At 59.4% G+C, this 15922-nt stretch carries 17 protein-coding genes and 1 pseudogene; 9 read left to right on the top strand and 9 right to left on the bottom strand.

Features of this window, described 5'->3' with window-relative positions; translation table 11 throughout:
- Positions 1-185 precede the first annotated feature (185 nt).
- Positions 186-1400: an MFS transporter gene (locus tag BI292_RS04100; protein ID WP_101207081.1), complete on the top strand. Its 1215-nt coding sequence runs from the start codon at positions 186-188 to the stop codon at positions 1398-1400.
- On the opposite strand, the gene arfB is transcribed toward BI292_RS04100, so the two are convergent.
- The 3 genes and pseudogenes from arfB to BI292_RS04080 form a co-directional block, all read right to left on the bottom strand.
- Positions 1397-1810: an alternative ribosome rescue aminoacyl-tRNA hydrolase ArfB gene (arfB, locus tag BI292_RS04095; RefSeq protein WP_092271522.1), complete on the bottom strand. Its 414-nt coding sequence runs from the start codon at positions 1808-1810 to the stop codon at positions 1397-1399. The genes BI292_RS04100 and arfB overlap by 4 nt on opposite strands.
- Before the next feature lie 353 nt (positions 1811-2163).
- A pseudogene (locus BI292_RS29085) lies at positions 2164-2265 on the bottom strand (type VI secretion system tube protein Hcp); the annotation flags it as partial.
- A 236-nt stretch (positions 2266-2501) separates the two neighbouring features.
- Positions 2502-3914 carry an amino acid permease gene (locus tag BI292_RS04080; protein ID WP_101207080.1) on the bottom strand — a complete coding sequence of 471 codons (1413 nt, stop codon included), beginning with the start codon at positions 3912-3914 and terminating at the stop codon, positions 2502-2504.
- A 930-nt stretch (positions 3915-4844) separates the two neighbouring features.
- Here BI292_RS04080 and BI292_RS28910 point away from each other — a divergent pair.
- The gene (locus BI292_RS28910) at positions 4845-4982 is read left to right on the top strand and encodes a hypothetical protein (protein WP_010461921.1); all 138 of its coding nucleotides are present in this window, start codon (positions 4845-4847) and stop codon (positions 4980-4982) included.
- Positions 4983-5051: 69 nt separating this feature from the next.
- Positions 5052-6017, top strand: a complete 966-nt coding sequence (locus BI292_RS04075) for a leucyl aminopeptidase (protein WP_101207079.1) — start codon at positions 5052-5054, stop codon at positions 6015-6017.
- A 213-nt stretch (positions 6018-6230) separates the two neighbouring features.
- On the opposite strand, the gene rluB is transcribed toward BI292_RS04075, so the two are convergent.
- The 6 genes from rluB to BI292_RS04045 all read right to left on the bottom strand — a co-directional run bounded on the left by rluB (position 6231) and on the right by BI292_RS04045 (position 11386).
- Entirely contained in the window at positions 6231-7541 is a 1311-nt protein-coding gene (gene rluB / locus BI292_RS04070; protein WP_101207078.1) for a 23S rRNA pseudouridine(2605) synthase RluB, read from the bottom strand.
- A 154-nt stretch (positions 7542-7695) separates the two neighbouring features.
- Entirely contained in the window at positions 7696-7887 is a 192-nt protein-coding gene (locus BI292_RS04065; protein WP_092271534.1) for a DUF1289 domain-containing protein, read from the bottom strand.
- Positions 7888-8032: 145 nt separating this feature from the next.
- Positions 8033-9049 (bottom strand): SMC-Scp complex subunit ScpB, encoded by a 1017-nt coding sequence (scpB, locus tag BI292_RS04060; RefSeq protein ID WP_101207077.1) that lies wholly within the window; start codon positions 9047-9049, stop codon positions 8033-8035.
- An 11-nt stretch (positions 9050-9060) separates the two neighbouring features.
- Positions 9061-9819 carry a ScpA family protein gene (locus BI292_RS04055; RefSeq protein WP_178076528.1) on the bottom strand — a complete coding sequence of 253 codons (759 nt, stop codon included), beginning with the start codon at positions 9817-9819 and terminating at the stop codon, positions 9061-9063.
- 60 nt (positions 9820-9879) lie between these two features.
- On the bottom strand, positions 9880-10509 hold the full coding sequence (locus BI292_RS04050) for an L-threonylcarbamoyladenylate synthase (protein ID WP_092281471.1): 630 nt from the start codon (positions 10507-10509) through the stop codon (positions 9880-9882).
- Between the two features lie 13 nt (positions 10510-10522).
- Positions 10523-11386 (bottom strand): PHP domain-containing protein, encoded by an 864-nt coding sequence (locus BI292_RS04045; RefSeq protein ID WP_101207076.1) that lies wholly within the window; start codon positions 11384-11386, stop codon positions 10523-10525.
- An 87-nt stretch (positions 11387-11473) separates the two neighbouring features.
- Between BI292_RS04045 and BI292_RS04040 the strand changes: the two genes are divergently transcribed.
- The 6 genes from BI292_RS04040 to BI292_RS04015 all read left to right on the top strand — a co-directional run bounded on the left by BI292_RS04040 (position 11474) and on the right by BI292_RS04015 (position 15823).
- The gene (locus BI292_RS04040) at positions 11474-12070 is read left to right on the top strand and encodes a septation protein A (RefSeq protein WP_092271542.1); all 597 of its coding nucleotides are present in this window, start codon (positions 11474-11476) and stop codon (positions 12068-12070) included.
- A gap of 1 nt (position 12071) precedes the next feature.
- Positions 12072-12371, top strand: a complete 300-nt coding sequence (locus BI292_RS04035) for a YciI family protein (RefSeq protein ID WP_092271544.1) — start codon at positions 12072-12074, stop codon at positions 12369-12371.
- A gap of 131 nt (positions 12372-12502) precedes the next feature.
- Positions 12503-12916, top strand: coding sequence for a translation initiation factor 2 (locus BI292_RS04030; protein WP_092271546.1), 414 nt, complete (start codon positions 12503-12505; stop codon positions 12914-12916).
- A gap of 7 nt (positions 12917-12923) precedes the next feature.
- Complete coding sequence (locus BI292_RS04025; RefSeq protein ID WP_092271548.1) at positions 12924-13601, top strand: response regulator transcription factor; 678 nt, start codon at positions 12924-12926, stop codon at positions 13599-13601.
- 178 nt (positions 13602-13779) lie between these two features.
- Positions 13780-14232 carry a Spy/CpxP family protein refolding chaperone gene (locus BI292_RS04020; RefSeq protein WP_101207075.1) on the top strand — a complete coding sequence of 151 codons (453 nt, stop codon included), beginning with the start codon at positions 13780-13782 and terminating at the stop codon, positions 14230-14232.
- A gap of 250 nt (positions 14233-14482) precedes the next feature.
- On the top strand, positions 14483-15823 hold the full coding sequence (locus BI292_RS04015) for a HAMP domain-containing sensor histidine kinase (RefSeq protein ID WP_101207074.1): 1341 nt from the start codon (positions 14483-14485) through the stop codon (positions 15821-15823).
- The last annotated feature ends 99 nt before the right edge of the window (positions 15824-15922 follow it).

The following is a 15922-nucleotide window of genomic DNA, read 5'->3' as shown; positions in this document are numbered from 1 at the left end:
CTGCTGGCGCGTTTCGGCAGCGAAGAAAATGCCCTCGCCGCCCTCGTCACCACGCAACTGGTCGCCCCCGCCAAACCCTGATCGATCCCCGCCCGGCAAATAGTTTTACTTTTCCACGACCGCCCGCCCCTCGCGCCGCTATCATAAGCAGCCTATCTATCCTGCTGCCCCGTGGACCTTTACCCATGTCAGAAAACCAGCGCCCCCTGGCGGTCACGCTGCAAGTCGTCTCCATCGTCCTTTTCACCTTCATCGGTTACCTGAACATCGGCATTCCCCTGGCCGTATTGCCCGGCTACGTCCACAGCGACCTCGGTTTCGGCGCGGTCATCGCCGGGCTGGTGATCAGCGTGCAATACCTCGCGACCCTGCTCAGCCGCCCGTATGCCGGGCGCATCATCGACAACAAGGGCAGCAAACTGGCGGTGATGTATGGACTCGCCGGGTGCGGCTTGAGCGGCGTGTTCATGCTGATTTCGGCGTGGACCCAGAGTCTGCCGATGCTCAGTTTGATCAGCCTGTTGATCGGCCGACTGGTGCTCGGCAGCGCAGAAAGCCTGGTCGGCTCGGGCTCGATTGGCTGGGGCATCGGCCGCGTCGGTGCGGCGAATACCGCCAAAGTGATTTCCTGGAACGGCATCGCCAGTTACGGCGCGATCGCCATCGGCGCGCCGCTCGGCGTGTGGCTGGTCGACGAATTGGGTTTGTGGAGCATGGGCGTGAGCATTGTGCTGCTAGCGGTGTTGGGCCTGGCGCTGGCCTGGCCGAAGATCGCTGCGCCGATTGTCGTCGGTGAACGCCTGCCGTTCATGCACGTGCTGGGGCGGGTATTGCCGCACGGCTGCGGTCTGGCGCTGGGCTCGATTGGGTTTGGCACCATCGCCACGTTTATCACGCTGTATTACGCGACGCAGCATTGGTCGAACGCGGTGCTGTGCCTGAGCGTATTCGGCGCCAGTTTTATTGGCGCGCGGTTGCTGTTCGGCAATTTGATCAACCGGCTCGGCGGCTTTCGCGTGGCGATTGCCTGCCTGTCCGTGGAGACGTTGGGGTTGCTGCTGTTGTGGCTCGCGCCAGACGCCAATTGGGCTTTGGCCGGTGCTGCATTGAGCGGCTTTGGCTTCTCACTGGTGTTCCCGGCGCTGGGCGTGGAGGCGGTGAACCTGGTGCCCGCCTCGAGTCGTGGCGCGGCAGTCGGCGCTTATTCGTTGTTCATCGATTTGTCGCTGGGCATCACCGGGCCGCTGGCCGGAGCGATCGCGGCCGGTTTTGGTTTTGCCTCGATCTTCCTGTTCGCCGCCCTGGCGGCGCTGACCGGTTTGGCATTGAGCGTTTATCTGTACCGGCAGGCGCCGAAACATCTCAGCGAGAAGTACCGCGAAGAAAAAGCCAAACGCTAGAAATCCACCTTGCCGCGGCCAGCCTTGATGCTGCCGCGCTTGGTTTTTGATTCGAGCCGACGCTTCTTCGAACCGAGAGTCGGCTTGGTCGGACGACGCTTCTTTTCAACCTTGGTGGCGCTGAGAATCAACTCGACCAGCCGCTCCAGCGCGTCGGCGCGATTGGCCTCCTGCGTGCGGTATTGCTGGGCCTTGATGATCAACACGCCATCGCTGGTGATGCGACTGTCGCGCAGCGCCAGCAAACGCTCCTTGTAAAACTCGGGCAACGACGACGCCTGAATATCGAAGCGCAGGTGCATCGCGCTGGAAACCTTGTTGACGTTCTGCCCTCCGGCGCCCTGAGCGCGGATGGCAGTCAACTCGATCTCGGCATCCGGCAGATGCACATTGTTGGAAATCACCAGCATGGAAAAACGTCCGGGGTCAGGACGTGCAGGATACCGCGAATGCGGCTTTGAAAAGCAAAGGGCTGCGGCTTTACCATCACCGTCCTTACGCGTGCCCCCGCATTCTCGGAATGTAAAAGCGCAATCCAAAAAAGACCAGAACCACGTAAGTTACCAAGCAGGCAATATCCAGAGACCTCCCCTCCAAGGGAACAATTTCAGTTATGCCCCAGACAATGATTCCCGTCGGCAAGCCTGAGCAACCGAGTACCAGGCAAGTAACAGAAAAATAATATCGAATATTCTCAAGCAACATGAACCTCATCTTCTTATTCGCGCGGGAAGGTTTTAATCAATCACTTACAAAAAATTAAGCCATCCTGGCATTTATTACCGATGGAGTTTTTACCTGAGCAGCCCGCAGAAATAAAACCTTGTCGCTTACCGGTAATACTCATGTAGCTGTTACTGGCCATATGTGCCGCTCGTTATACTTTTGGAATGCCAGACTAAAATAAAATCCCCCCTGCCGGCTGTAGTCCAGTTCCGAAATAATGAGCGTCATTCTATTTTTTTGAATTTTCGGAATCCGCTGTAGTACATGATTAACCAGGCATGCGGCGACGCAGAGTTTTCCGGTCTGGAAATTCCCCCGGACACAGAAACAAAAAACCCGGCGCATTGGCCGGGTTTGTCGTTTCTGCGTTTAACGTTATTTCTTGGCAGCGTGCAGAGCATGTTGCGCGCGGCGCTTGTTTTTGATGCCGTAGCAGATCCACATGAACGCCACCCACACCGGGATCGCGTACACCGAGATCTGGATGCCCGGAATCAGCAGCATCACGCACAGAATGAACCCGACGAACGCCAGGCAGATGTAGTTGCCGTACGGGTACCACAAGGCCTTGAACAGCGGCGTTTGCCGAGTTTTGTCCATGTGCTGGCGGAACTTGAAGTGCGAGAAACTGATCATCGCCCAGTTGATCACCAGCGTCGCCACAACCAGTGACATCAGCAGTTCCAGCGCGCTGTGCGGGATCAGGTAGTTGAGCAACACGGCGATCAGCGTCACCGCCGCCGAGGCGAGAATCGAACGCACCGGCACGCCGCGCTTGTCGATTTTGGCCAGCGCTTTCGGCGCATCGCCCTGCTCGGCCATGCCCAGCAGCATGCGGCTGTTGCAGTAGGTGCCGCTGTTGTACACCGACAACGCGGCGGTCAGCACCACGAAGTTGAGGATGTGCGCGGCGGTGTTGCTGCCGAGCATCGAGAACACTTGCACAAACGGGCTGCCGCTGTAGGAATCGCCGGAAGCGTTGAGCGTGGCCAACAGGCTGTCCCAAGGCGTCAGCGACAACAGGATCACCAGTGCGCCGATGTAGAAAATCAGGATCCGGTAGATCACCTGATTGATCGCTTTCGGAATCACGGTTTTCGGTTGGTCGGCTTCAGCGGCGGTGAAACCGAGCATTTCCAGACCGCCGAAGGAGAACATGATGATCGCCATGGCCATCACCAGACCACTGACCCCGTTCGGGAAGAAACCACCGTGGGACCAAAGGTTGCTGACCGACGCTTGCGGGCCACCGTTGCCGCTGACCAGCAAATAGCTGCCCAAGGCGATCATGCCGACAATCGCCACGACCTTGATGATCGCGAACCAGAACTCGGCCTCGCCAAAGACTTTGACGTTGGCCAGGTTGATCAGGTTGATCAGCACGAAGAAACCGGCGGCCGAGACCCAGGTGGGGATGTCCGGCGCCCAGTAGTGGATGTACTTGCCGACCGCCGTCAGCTCCGACATGCCGACCAGGATGTACAGAATCCAGCAGTTCCAGCCCGAGAGGAAACCGGCAAAACCGCCCCAGTATTTGTGCGCGAAGTGGCTGAAGGAACCGGCCACCGGCTCTTCGACGATCATCTCGCCGAGCTGGCGCATGATCATGAACGCGATGAAGCCGCAAATGGCGTAGCCGAGGATCATCGACGGGCCGGCGGATTTCAGCACGCCCGCCGAGCCGAGGAACAGCCCGGTACCGATCGCGCCACCGAGGGCGATCAGTTGAATGTGGCGATTTTTCAGGCCGCGTTTCAGCTCGCCTGAATGCGAGTTTTGTCCACTCATGAAAAGGGTCTCACGCAAGGTTTGATGATGTTCAGTAGACGTTGCTGCTCGGTTGCAATTTCAAGCAGCGCCGATCAAACCCCAGCGCAAGCACCAGGAGTTCAGCGAATTAACAACGGTCATGCGTCACCTGTTTGTTTTTATCTGTGACGAAATCGAACCCGACACGCTTGTGGCGCGGCGGAGTGAACAAGGCGGATAGCCTTGAAATTTGCGCTGATGCGCAGGAGGTCACAGTTAAAACGCGGCGCATTGTACACCGCTAACCCCCTGCTGCCAGACACCTCTGGATCAGCGTGTCGGTTGCCGGGATTGCCTGTGTCCGCCACGAAGCACTCGGGCGGCTGCAAATAAGGAGTCAGACCTTTGCAGGTCATCGACGCGAGCGAGGGGAAAATCCGCCCACGGGGAGAGATGGAGATGATGCACGGCGTTCATTGCGCCTCCTTCTTGTTATGCACCTGCACGGCAGGCATGGGGCGCATCTCACCCTTCAAACGCCTCTGAAACAAGCGCGCCAGAGCCTTGCAGCACTAGCACGGATCGGACGCGCGGAAGGTTTTCCTTACGCGCTCCGTGACAGCTTCATTTCACGGGACTTCACCGCAGATTTCGTAAAACTTCCGTTACACGCCGTAACGTTAATTTGCCAAACCAGATAAGGCTGTAGGACGCCTGCAAATTGACGATAGGAAGCTTCCTAAGGATCAGGTCGAGTTAGTTTTTTGTTTTTTAAACACAAAATCTACTTCCAAAGAACTGCGAAACAAGTTCCCAACAATCTTATTTAATTATTATTTTGCATTATCAAACTGTCTGAACTAGTTTTTGAGCGACTTGCCGAACCGCCTCGACCGGCAAGTTGGTGTTGTATTCACTGACTGAAAGCAGCGCCGCTTTATTACTCAAAAGTCATCTAGGAGATTCACAATGCAAGCACTTGAAAAAGACTTGGAAACTGAACTGCAACTGGACGATTGGTTTGAAGCACCGACCCATGAAGCCGCCGTGGAAATGATGCAAGCCGACGCGGTTGTTCCGTTCGGCACGGCGATGTGGCCTCTGTAAGCGATCCCGGCAGGCACGATCCGGCCGGTCGTGCCTGCCACATTTTCTCGGTTTGTCAGGGAGGACTACATGGATAAGCAACGTGCTATCTCGCATTTCCTTTACTACCTCGAACACCACCCAGCCATTGTCGGAATCAACCCGGCGAAGGTCTTGCTCGGCCACACCGCTGATTACCAGGCACTGACCGGCGCCATCGCAGAACAGGCCGCAAACAGCCAACAGTTCAGCTTCAGCGCCATGCGCCTGGACCTCGAACCCACGGATCTGCTGGCCCAGGCGATTGCCGACAGCGATCTGTACATTTTCTTTTACGACTCTTCCACCCTGCCCAACCCTCGTCCCGACGGCCCGGATTTTGTCCGCGCGCTGCAAGGGGTAATGGCGGAGAACTGGAGAAAGTCGCTGCTGTTCAAGGATTACGGCGATTACTTTTACGACACGTTCAGCGTCACCCCGCAGCGTATTGCCGGGCTCAATAGTCATTTGATTCAGCGCATGGCCCACGCTACGACGCTTAGTTTCAAAGATGAACATGGCTCATGGTTTGAAACACCCATGAGCAGTATCAAGAAGTGGACCGATATCAATGGTGTCGGCAACTTCGACTTGGCGCCTGGTGAAATTGCCACGCACAGCGAAGCCATTAATGGCCGAGTGAAGTTTATGGGGACGTTCCTCAGTACTATTCCATTCGCCCGTAAATACGGGGTATTGGAGTCGCCGCTGGAGTTATGGATCGAGAACTCGACTATCAGCAAAATCGCCACGGATGTTCCGGGGCTGGAACATGATTTCAATAAATACCTGGACGCCAATCCGTCAAATCGGCGCATCGAAGAATTGGGCATTGGCACCAATGAAGGCGTGAAGGAACTCTATGCGCGCAACGCCGGGTTCGAGGAACGCCATTGCGGCTTGCACCTCGGCTTGGGTGGTGGGGCCAAGGGCAGCCATCATCTGGATTTGATCTTCTCCAGCGGCGTGTTGGCGCTGGATGACGAGCCGGTATTTGATGGCCGGTTTGTCTTTTAAGCCCTGAAGTGGCGGTGCTGCTACCGACCTCATCGCGAGCAAGCTCGCTCCCACATTGCATCTTCGCCAAACCGATAATCCCCTGTGGGAGCGAGCTTACTCGCGATGACTGACTCCCAGACGCCGCACCACTAACGCCAGACCAAAAAAAAACGCCAACCCGAAGGTTGGCGTTTTTCACTTGCAGCTTGCAGCTAAAAACTCAGCGCTGCTTCACTCCGGCTTGCGACGACCGAAGCCCGGGCGTTGGCCCGAACCGGCAGGTGCGCCGCGACGCTTGCCCGATGGTGCGTCCTTGTTGACCAGAACGATGCCTGGGCGTTTTTTCGCCGGGGCCTTGGCCGGGCGCTTGGTGTCGGCCGGACGGTCCGCCACTGGCGCACCGCGACTCGAATCACCCCGCGGCTCGCCGCGACCTGCTGGAGCACCGCGATCGCTACGACCACCGCTTGGTGCACCACGGCCTTCGCCGCGCTCGGTGCGACCATTGGCCGGACGTGGCGTGCGTGGACCGCGTTCGCCGTCAGCACGTGGTGCTACCGGTTTGCGGGCCGGGCGCTCACCTTCGATTTGCGGCTCACGGGAGTCACGCGGCGTAGCAGCGGTCTGGTTGCCGATCGCTGGACGCAACGAACGCACGCGCTCGGTCTTGCCCATCGGACGCGACGATTTACGCTGCATGCGGTCGAGCTTGTCTTTGCTCTTGGCGTTCATCTGCGGCATTGCCACAGGCGTCAGGCCCACTTCAGCACTGAGAATGTCGACTTCGTACTGGCTCATTTCGCGCCAGCGACCCATCGGCAGGTCCGAGTTGAGGAACACCGGACCAAAACGCACGCGCTTCAGACGGCTGACCACCAGGCCCTGGGATTCCCACAGACGACGAACTTCGCGGTTGCGACCTTCCATCACCACGCAGTGGTACCAGTGGTTGAAACCTTCGCCACCCGGCGCCTGCTTGATGTCGGTGAACTTGGCCGGGCCGTCTTCGAGGACGACGCCTGCTTTCAAGCGCTCGATCATCTCGTCATCGACTTCGCCACGCACACGCACCGCGTATTCACGGTCCATTTCGTAGGAAGGGTGCATCAGGCGGTTGGCCAGTTCACCGTCGGTGGTGAACATCAGCAGACCGGTGGTGTTGATGTCCAGACGACCGATGTTGATCCAGCGACCTTCTTTCGGTTTTGGCATCTTGTCGAATACGGTTGGACGGCCTTCCGGGTCAAGGCGAGTGCAGATTTCACCGTCGGGCTTGTTGTACATGATCACGCGGCGTACCGACTCGGCGGCTTCTTCGCGCTTGATCACGCGGCCATCGATGGTGATGGCGTCGTGCATGTCGACGCGTTGACCGAGGGTCGCGTCCTTGCCATTGACCTTGATGCGACCGTGGCTGATCCAGGCTTCCACGTCACGGCGCGAGCCGACGCCGATGCGGGCGAGGACTTTCTGCAGTTTTTCGCCTGCAGGACCGATATCCTGGTCGTCTTTTGGGCCGTCTTTCTGGTCGTTGATACTCATCTGGGCACCTCCCGGTGTGGTCTGTTCAGGCAGCTCTGAGGTGAGGGCCTGAAGCGTTGAAAACTTGTTCTCGGACGAAGGGATCGTCGGAGGGTCGCGAATCATACGCTCATGTCAGCGTTCGCGCATCAGAGACTAGCTGATGGCAGGTGACTTACTTGTGTTTCCGCCGACCGGTCGCGCCCAGCTTGATCAAACGCAGCGCCGCTTCGGCCAGCACCGTGCGTTTATCGGCCTTGTCGAGTTTCTTCCACGACTTGATCTCACGCTTGCTGCGCCCGCAACCGACGCAGATATCGTCGGTGAACTTGCAGACGCTGATGCACGGGTCTTTGGTTGAGCTCATTAATGCCTCCTGAGAACGCGCACTCTGTAGGAGCAAAGCTTGCTCGCGATGGCGGTGTACCTGTGGCGCAAATGCTGGATGTGCCGCCGTCCTCGCGAGCAAGCTTTGCTCCCACAGTGGAATTTCATCATTCGCCGATCGTATGTCAGTCGTCGAAGTCGCGGCGTTCGGCTTCGATGGCTTCGGCCAGCGCGCGGGCCTCGGCTTCTTCTTCGCTTTCTACGCTCTCCGGCTCCGGTTGCTGCAGGGCGGCGACGGCGGCGAGGAGTTTCTCGCGGGCTTCGGCCACACCTAACACGTCTTCTTGCGGTGCCGGTTCTGGGACGTCTGCCGGCATGTCTGCCGGCACGTCTTCAATTGAGGCTTCGGGCTCGATTTGAAGTTCAACCTGGATTTGCCCATCCGGCGCTGCCTGATCCGGATCGTCTTCAGTTTCTGTCACCGCGCCATCGCGCAACAAATCATCAAAATCGGTCTTGATCCCCTGCTCCATGTCATCCAGTTCCAGCAACAACGTGTGGAAACTGGTTTCTTCCTTAGGCTCTTCCGGTTCGGCGCTGGCATCGGCCAGCTCCTGCAAACCGGCGGGCACCGGCGCGTCGTCGAAGTCGAGCACCGGGTCGGGTTCCATTTCGCGCAGTTCGGCGAGCGGCGGCAAATCGTCAAGGTTCTTCAGGTTGAAGTGATCGAGAAAGCCTTTGGTGGTCGCAAACATCGCTGGTTTCCCCGGCACGTCGCGGTAGCCGACGATGCGAATCCACTCGCGTTCCAGCAGCTTTTTGACGATGTCACTGTTCACCGCCACGCCGCGCACGTCTTCGATCTCGCCACGGGTGATCGGCTGGCGATAGGCGATCAGCGCCATGGTTTCGAGCATCGCCCGCGAATAACGCTGTGGGCGCTCTTCCCACAAACGCCCGACCCACGGCGAAAACTTCTCGCGGATCTGCAAGCGATACCCGGAAGCCACTTCCTTCAATTCGAAGGCGCGGCCGTCGCAGGACTTGGCGAGAATCGTCAGCGCTTTCTTGAACACCGGCGGCTCCGGGCGCTCGCCTTCTTCAAACAGTTCGAACAGGCGTTCAAGCGATTGCGGTTTTCCCGAGGCCAACAGAAAGGCTTCAAGCAGTGGCGCCAGCTCGCGGGGTTCAGTCAGGTTCATGATTCAACTCGTTATTCGGCTCGGGCCCGCACATGGATCGGCGCGAACGGCTCATTCTGCACCAGCTCGACCAAGGATTCCTTGACCAGTTCGAGAATCGCCATAAAAGTCACGACCACGCCGAGCTTGCCCTCCTCCGCCGTGAACAGCTCGACGAACGGCACAAAACCGCCGCCCTTGAGGCGTTCCAGCACGTCGCTCATGCGTTCGCGGGTGGACAGCGCCTCGCGGCTGACCTGGTGGCTTTCGAACATGTCGCCACGGCGCAGGACCTCGGCCATCGACATCAGCAACTCTTCGAGGCTGACGTCCGGCAACAGCTTTCGCGCCCGCGCTTCGGGAGCATCGAGCTTGGGCACCACGACGTCGCGGCCCACCCGGCTGAGGCCGTCGATGCCTTCTGCCGCCGCTTTGAAGCGCTCGTACTCTTGCAAGCGGCGAATCAGTTCGGCGCGCGGATCGTCTTCTTCGGCCTCGATGGTTTCGGCACGCGGCAGCAACATGCGCGACTTGATCTCGGCCAGCATCGCGGCCATCACCAGGTATTCGGCGGCCAACTCCAGGCGCACCGACTGCATCAACTCGACATAACCCATGTATTGGCGAGTGATTTCCGCCACCGGGATGTCGAGAATATTGATGTTCTGTTTGCGGATCAGGTACAGCAGCAGGTCGAGCGGGCCTTCGAAGGCTTCGAGAAATACTTCAAGCGCGTCCGGCGGAATGTACAAATCCAGCGGCATTTCCATGACTGCCTGGCCATAGACCATGGCAAATGGCAGCTCTTGCTGGGCGCCGGCCTGACTGTCGACGGGTTCCACTGCCGACATCTAGGCCTCGGCCATGAACGGCGCAGGATCGCCGCAACCGACGCGGATGACTTCCGGCTCGCCATCGGCAAGATTGATCACGGTGGACGCCTTGATCCCGCCGAAACCGCCGTCGATGATCAGGTCGACCTGATGCTCGAGCAACTGGCGAATTTCGTAGGGATCGCTCATCGGATCAGTGTCGCCGGGCATGATCAGGGTCACGCTCATCAACGGCTCGCCCAGTTCGGCGAGCAGCGCCAAGGCAATCGGATGGCTGGGCACACGCAGGCCGATGGTGCGTTTTTTCGGGTGCAGCAACAGCCGCGGCACTTCACGTGTGGCGTTAAGGATGAAGGTGTAAGGCCCGGGCAGATGCGCCTTGAGGATCCGGAAAGTGCCGGTGTCGATCTTGGCAAAGATCCCCAGTTGCGACAGATCGCTGCAGATCAGCGCGAAGTTGTGCTTGTCGTCGAGCTGGCGCAAACGGCGCACGCGCTCCACGGCATTCTTGTCGCCGATCTGGCAACCGATGGCATAGGACGAGTCAGTGGGATAAACCACCACCCCGCCGTTGCGGATGATTTCGACAGCCTGTTTGATCAGGCGCGCTTGCGGGTTTTCCGGATGAATCTGGAAAAATTGACTCACATTCTCTACCTGTTCAGACGGCGGCAATAATTGGGTCATGTTTGAATCGACACCATAACGGTGGCAGATCCTCCGGAACCGGGCGGTAATCACCGATCTCCGACCAGCCTCCTGGGCCATGAAAATCACTGCCGGCGCTGACCAGCAGACCGAACTCGCGGGCAAGAATGGCCAGGCTGCCGACCTGCTCGGCGGGCTGATGGCCATTGACCACTTCAATCGCGTGGCCGCCTGCTTGAATATAGTCGGCAATCAGGCGACGGCGCTTGCTGCGAGTGAAATCGTAGTGCCACGGATGGGCGAGGCTGACCCAAGCGCCGGCCGCGCGCAACGTCGCGACGGTGTCTTCAAGGGTCGGCCAGTGTTGCTTGACGTCACCGAGTTTGCCGGCGCCGAGCCACTTGCGGAACGCTTCGGCGCGATCCTTGACGAAACCTTCGCGCACCATCCAGTCGGCGAAATGCGGACGGGCCGGCGCATTGCCGCTGTCGCCCAGTTCCTGCTGCAGGGCGCGCGCACCTTCAAGCGCGCCCGGCATGCCCTTGAGTTCCAGTTTGCGACTTATTTCTTCTGACCGTAGCCAACGGCCATCGTGCAATTTGGCAATCGCCTCGACCAACGGTACGGCGTTGACGTCGAAACCGTAGCCCAGCACGTGAATGGTCGCGCCGCCCCAGGTGCAGGACAATTCGACGCCGTTGACCAATTGCATCCCCAACGCCGTCGCGGCGCTGCGGGCCTCGTCGAGGCCCTCAAGGGTGTCGTGATCGGTCAAGGCCAGCACTCGCACGCCTTTCTCGAACGCACGCGCAACCAGTACCGCAGGCGCCAGGGCGCCATCGGAGGCCGTGCTATGGCAGTGCAAATCAACATTCACAGGGCTTTGTAACCTCAAATCAGCTGGCGCTATCGCGCGCCAATATGTTTGTTATTATGCCGACACATCCTGCTTCTGGCTGCCACTGTGAAACAATTCATCGACTTCATCCCGCTTCTGCTGTTTTTCATTGTCTTCAAAATCGACCCACGGGTCGTCGACATTGCCGGTCATGAGGTCACTGTAGGCGGTATCTACAGCGCCACCGCGATGCTGATCATCAGCTCGCTGGTGGTCTACGGCGCGCTCTTCATAAAGCAGCGCAAGCTGGAAAAGAGCCAATGGCTGACCCTCATCGCGTGCTTGGTCTTCGGTAGCCTGACCCTGGCGTTCCACAGCGAAACCTTCCTGAAATGGAAAGCGCCGGTGGTCAACTGGCTGTTTGCGCTGGCGTTCATCGGCAGTCATTTCATCGGCGATCAGTTGCTGATCAAACGCATCATGGGCCACGCGCTGACGTTGCCGGATCAAATCTGGACGCGCCTGAACATCGCCTGGATCGCGTTTTTCCTGTTCTGCGGCGCCGCCAACCTGTTTGTCGCGTTCACCTTCCAGAGCTACTGGGTCGACTTCAAGGTCTTCGGCAGCCTGGGCATGACGCTGCTGTTCCTGGTCGCGCAGGGTATTTACCTGTCGCGCCATCTGCATGACACCGACACCACAACGCCAAAAACCGAGGACTGACATGCTTTACGCCATCGTTGCTACAGACGTCGCCAACTCCCTGGAAGCTCGCCTGGCCAACCGGCCGGCGCACCTTGAGCGCCTGCACCAGCTCAAGAGTGAAGGTCGCATCGTCCTCGCCGGCCCTAACCCGGCAGTCGACAGCAATGATCCGGGCGCGGCGGGTTTCACCGGCAGCCTGATCGTTGCCGAGTTCGAATCCCTGAGCGCTGCGCAAGCCTGGGCCGAGGCTGATCCGTTTGTTGCGGCCGGCGTCTACGCCAACGTTTCCGTGAAGCCGTTCAAGCAAGTCCTGCCGTAAACCGCGTCAATCCCCGGCAATTCCCTGCTCACGCGATGAACCTTCTCGGTTCATCGCGCTCTCAATCGCTCATTATTCTCGTTTGCCGGCCGACAACTTGCCCAATCACTCGATTGGAATCAGGAGTCGCGATGCGCAAGGGTCCGTTGTGTCTGATGTTGGTCACGTTGTCGATCGGCTTCCCCGCCCACGGTGAGGAAAGCGCCGATGGCGTTGCTTCAACGCCGTTGTCGTTGAGCGCCGGCAGTCAGATCACCGAGTTGCAGCAGCGCTTGAAAGTCAGCGAGCAGCAACGGGAAGCACTGAGCAAACAATTGCAAAATTCCGCTGCCGAACGTGAAAGCGCCCAACTGAGCCGGTTGCGCCAGGAGAACCAGCGCCTGAAGCTGCAACTCAAGGAAGCGTTGGCCGCCAGCCCGGTGTCGCGGCTGTTGACCGACCAGCAGCAATGGTTCGTCACCGGCGGTGGAGTAGCGCTATTGGCCCTGCTGTGCGGTATCTTTGCCAGCGGAGCAAGTCGAAAACGTCGGCAATGGCTAAATTGAGTGAGTCATGAGCGAGCTGTTATTAATTGATGATGACCAGGAGCTGTGCGAGCTCCTGAGCAGTTGGCTGAGCCAGGAAGGCTTTGTCGTGCACGCCTGCCACGACGGCAAGAGTGCCCGCCGCGCGTTGGCCGAAACCTCCCCGGCCGCCGTGGTGCTGGACGTCATGCTGCCCGATGGCAGCGGCTTGGAACTGCTCAAGCAGTTGCGCAGCGATCACCCGGACTTGCCGGTGCTGATGTTGTCGGCGCGTGGCGAGCCGCTGGATCGCATCCTCGGCCTCGAACTCGGCGCCGACGATTACCTGGCCAAGCCGTGCGATCCACGGGAACTGACCGCCCGTTTGCGCGCGGTGTTGCGCCGCAGCCATCCGGCGGCGGTGTCGAGTCAGCTCGAACTCGGTGACTTGTGCTTCAGCCCGGTGCGCGGCGTGGTCAGCATCGATGAGCAGGAATTCACCCTGACAGTTTCCGAAAGTCGCTTGCTCGAAGCGCTGATCAAGCAGCCCGGCGAACCGCTGGACAAGCAGGAACTGGCGCAGATCGCCCTCGGCCGCAAGCTGACCCTGTACGACCGCAGCCTCGACATGCACGTCAGCAACCTGCGCAAGAAGATCGGCCCGCACCCCGACGGCCGCCCACGCATCGTCGCGCTGCGCAGCCGCGGTTATTACTACAGCCTCTGAATCCGTCGCTAACCCTGCTACATAAGCATGGGTGGTTTGTGGTGTGGGGGTTGGTTTTGTCAGGTTGACGAGATGGTGTCTTTACCCAAGCTTTACGCTCCGCTGACCGCCGCTGACCTTGATCTGCGTAATCTGAACTCATCCGGAACGTACCGGGAACGAGACAAGGAGATTCACCATGCGCAAGACTCTTATCGCTCTGATGTTCGCTGCCGCTCTGCCAACCGTTGCCATGGCCATGCCTGAAGGCGCCGGCCCAATGGGTGGTCCGCTGGACGGCCCGCGCCACGGCGGTCAGATGCACGGCGACATGCACGGCAAAGGTCCGTACAGCCAGCTGGACCTGAGCAAGGAACAGCGCGAACAGATCCGCAAAATCATCGGCGAGCAGATGCATGATCGCAAACAACTGGTCGACAAATACCTGGAGAAACTCTCCCCGGCTGACCAGAAAGCCATGAAGGACGAAATCGCCGCCAAACGTGAAAAAGCGCAAACCGATGTCCGCGCCGTGCTGAAACCGGATCAACAGAAGAAATTCGACGAGATGCAGAAACAACGAGCCGAGCGCCGCGCCGAGTGGGCTGAGTTCAAAGCCTGGAAAGCGCAACAGCCGCAAAAAGCGCAATAATGCGCTGACCCCGGACCCAACGGCCAACGCCGTTGGGTCTTTTGCCATTCAGACCCCTGCAGGAACGAGGCTTGTGTGGCGAGGGAGCTTGCCCCCCGTTGAAGCGCGAAGCGCTCCTGAAGCAGTCAGTGCGATCTTGGATTGGAAAGTGCCGACCGCTTTACGACTGCTTCGCAGCCGGACGATGGCAACCCCCCTCGCTAAACAAACCCGCCGCCACATGGGATTTGTGTTTGCTTGAGGATTTCCTGTGCGTTCATTGTTCTGGCGTATCCTGGCCAGCTTCTGGCTGGCCATCGCTCTGGTGGCAGGTCTGTCCATTCTGCTGGGGCACATGCTCAACCAGGACGCATGGATTCTCAGCCGCCATCCGGGCCTCAACAACCTCGCCGAGCAGTGGACGCAAACCTTCGAAGCCCAGGGCGAAGAAGCCGCACAAGACATTCTCGAACAGCGCAAACGCCAATATCACATCGACGTCCAGGTGCTCAACGAAAGCGGCGACCCGGTGGTGCGCGGCACTTTCCCACGACGCGCGGCGGCTTTTGAAGCGCGGCAGAATGACGATGACCGACGCTTGCCGTGGCGCCGTCTGACCGCCGAGTACACCAGTGAAAAAACCGGCAACACCTACCTGCTGATCTACCGCATCGCCCACCCGGAACTCGACGCTTGGCACCGCGAAAGCCTGCTTTGGCCATTGAGTGCGCTGGGTATTGCGCTGGTGGTGCTGACGTTGTTCAGCCTGTTGGTGACGCTGTCGATCACCCGCCCGCTCAGCCGTTTGCGCGGCGCGGTGCATGATCTGGGGCAAACCACTTATCAGCAGAACAGCCTGGTGAAACTGGCCAACCGCCGCGATGAATTCGGCGTACTGGCCAACGATTTCAACCGCATGGGCGCGCGCCTGCAGAGTTTGATCGGTAGTCAACGGCAACTGCTGCGCGACGTCTCCCACGAGTTGCGCTCACCGCTGGCGCGACTGCGCATTGCGCTGGCGCTGGCCGAGCGCGCCAATCCTGAAGAACGCGAAAAACTCTGGCCTCGCCTGACCCGCGAATGTGATCGGCTGGAAGCGTTGATCAGCGAGATTCTGGTGTTGGCGCGGGTCGATGCCGACAACGCCAGTGCCGAGGAAGTGGATCTGAGTGCGTTGCTGCAGACCTTGCAAAAGGACGCGCAACTGGGCTTCCCGGAACAGACCGTGCGCCTAGAGGCCGAACCGCAACTGAGCCTCAAGGGCTGGCCGACGATGATCGAGCGCGCGGTGGACAATCTGCTGCGCAATGCCCAGCGCTTCAATCCGGTGGGCCAGCCGATTGAAATGCACGCCTCGCGTCAGGGCGAGCGCATGGTGGTCAGCGTGCGCGACCATGGGCCGGGCGTCGAAGCCGAACATTTGAGCCTGCTCGGCGAACCGTTCTACCGCGCGCCGGGGCAGACCGCGGCCGGGCATGGCCTGGGTTTGGCGATTGCGCGCCGTGCCGCCGAACGCCACGGTGGCAGCCTGGTATTGGCCAACCATCCGCAAGGCGGTTTCATCGCCAGCCTTGAATTGCCGCTGGTGCCGGGGGCTGTGGTCCAGCCCTGAAAACCACCCCTCACCCCAGCCCTCTCCCCAGTGGGGAGAGGGGGAAAGGGAGCCCATCTTCAAGCCTTTCAAACCCTGGTTCGACTCGGCGCCGCAGGT

Source organism: Pseudomonas sp. 43NM1 (genome assembly GCF_002836905.1).
GTDB classification, from domain to species: Bacteria; Pseudomonadota; Gammaproteobacteria; order Pseudomonadales; family Pseudomonadaceae; genus Aquipseudomonas; species Aquipseudomonas prosekii.
Note: the sequence above shows the minus strand (reverse complement) of the source record. Positions and strands in the feature narration are given on the sequence as shown.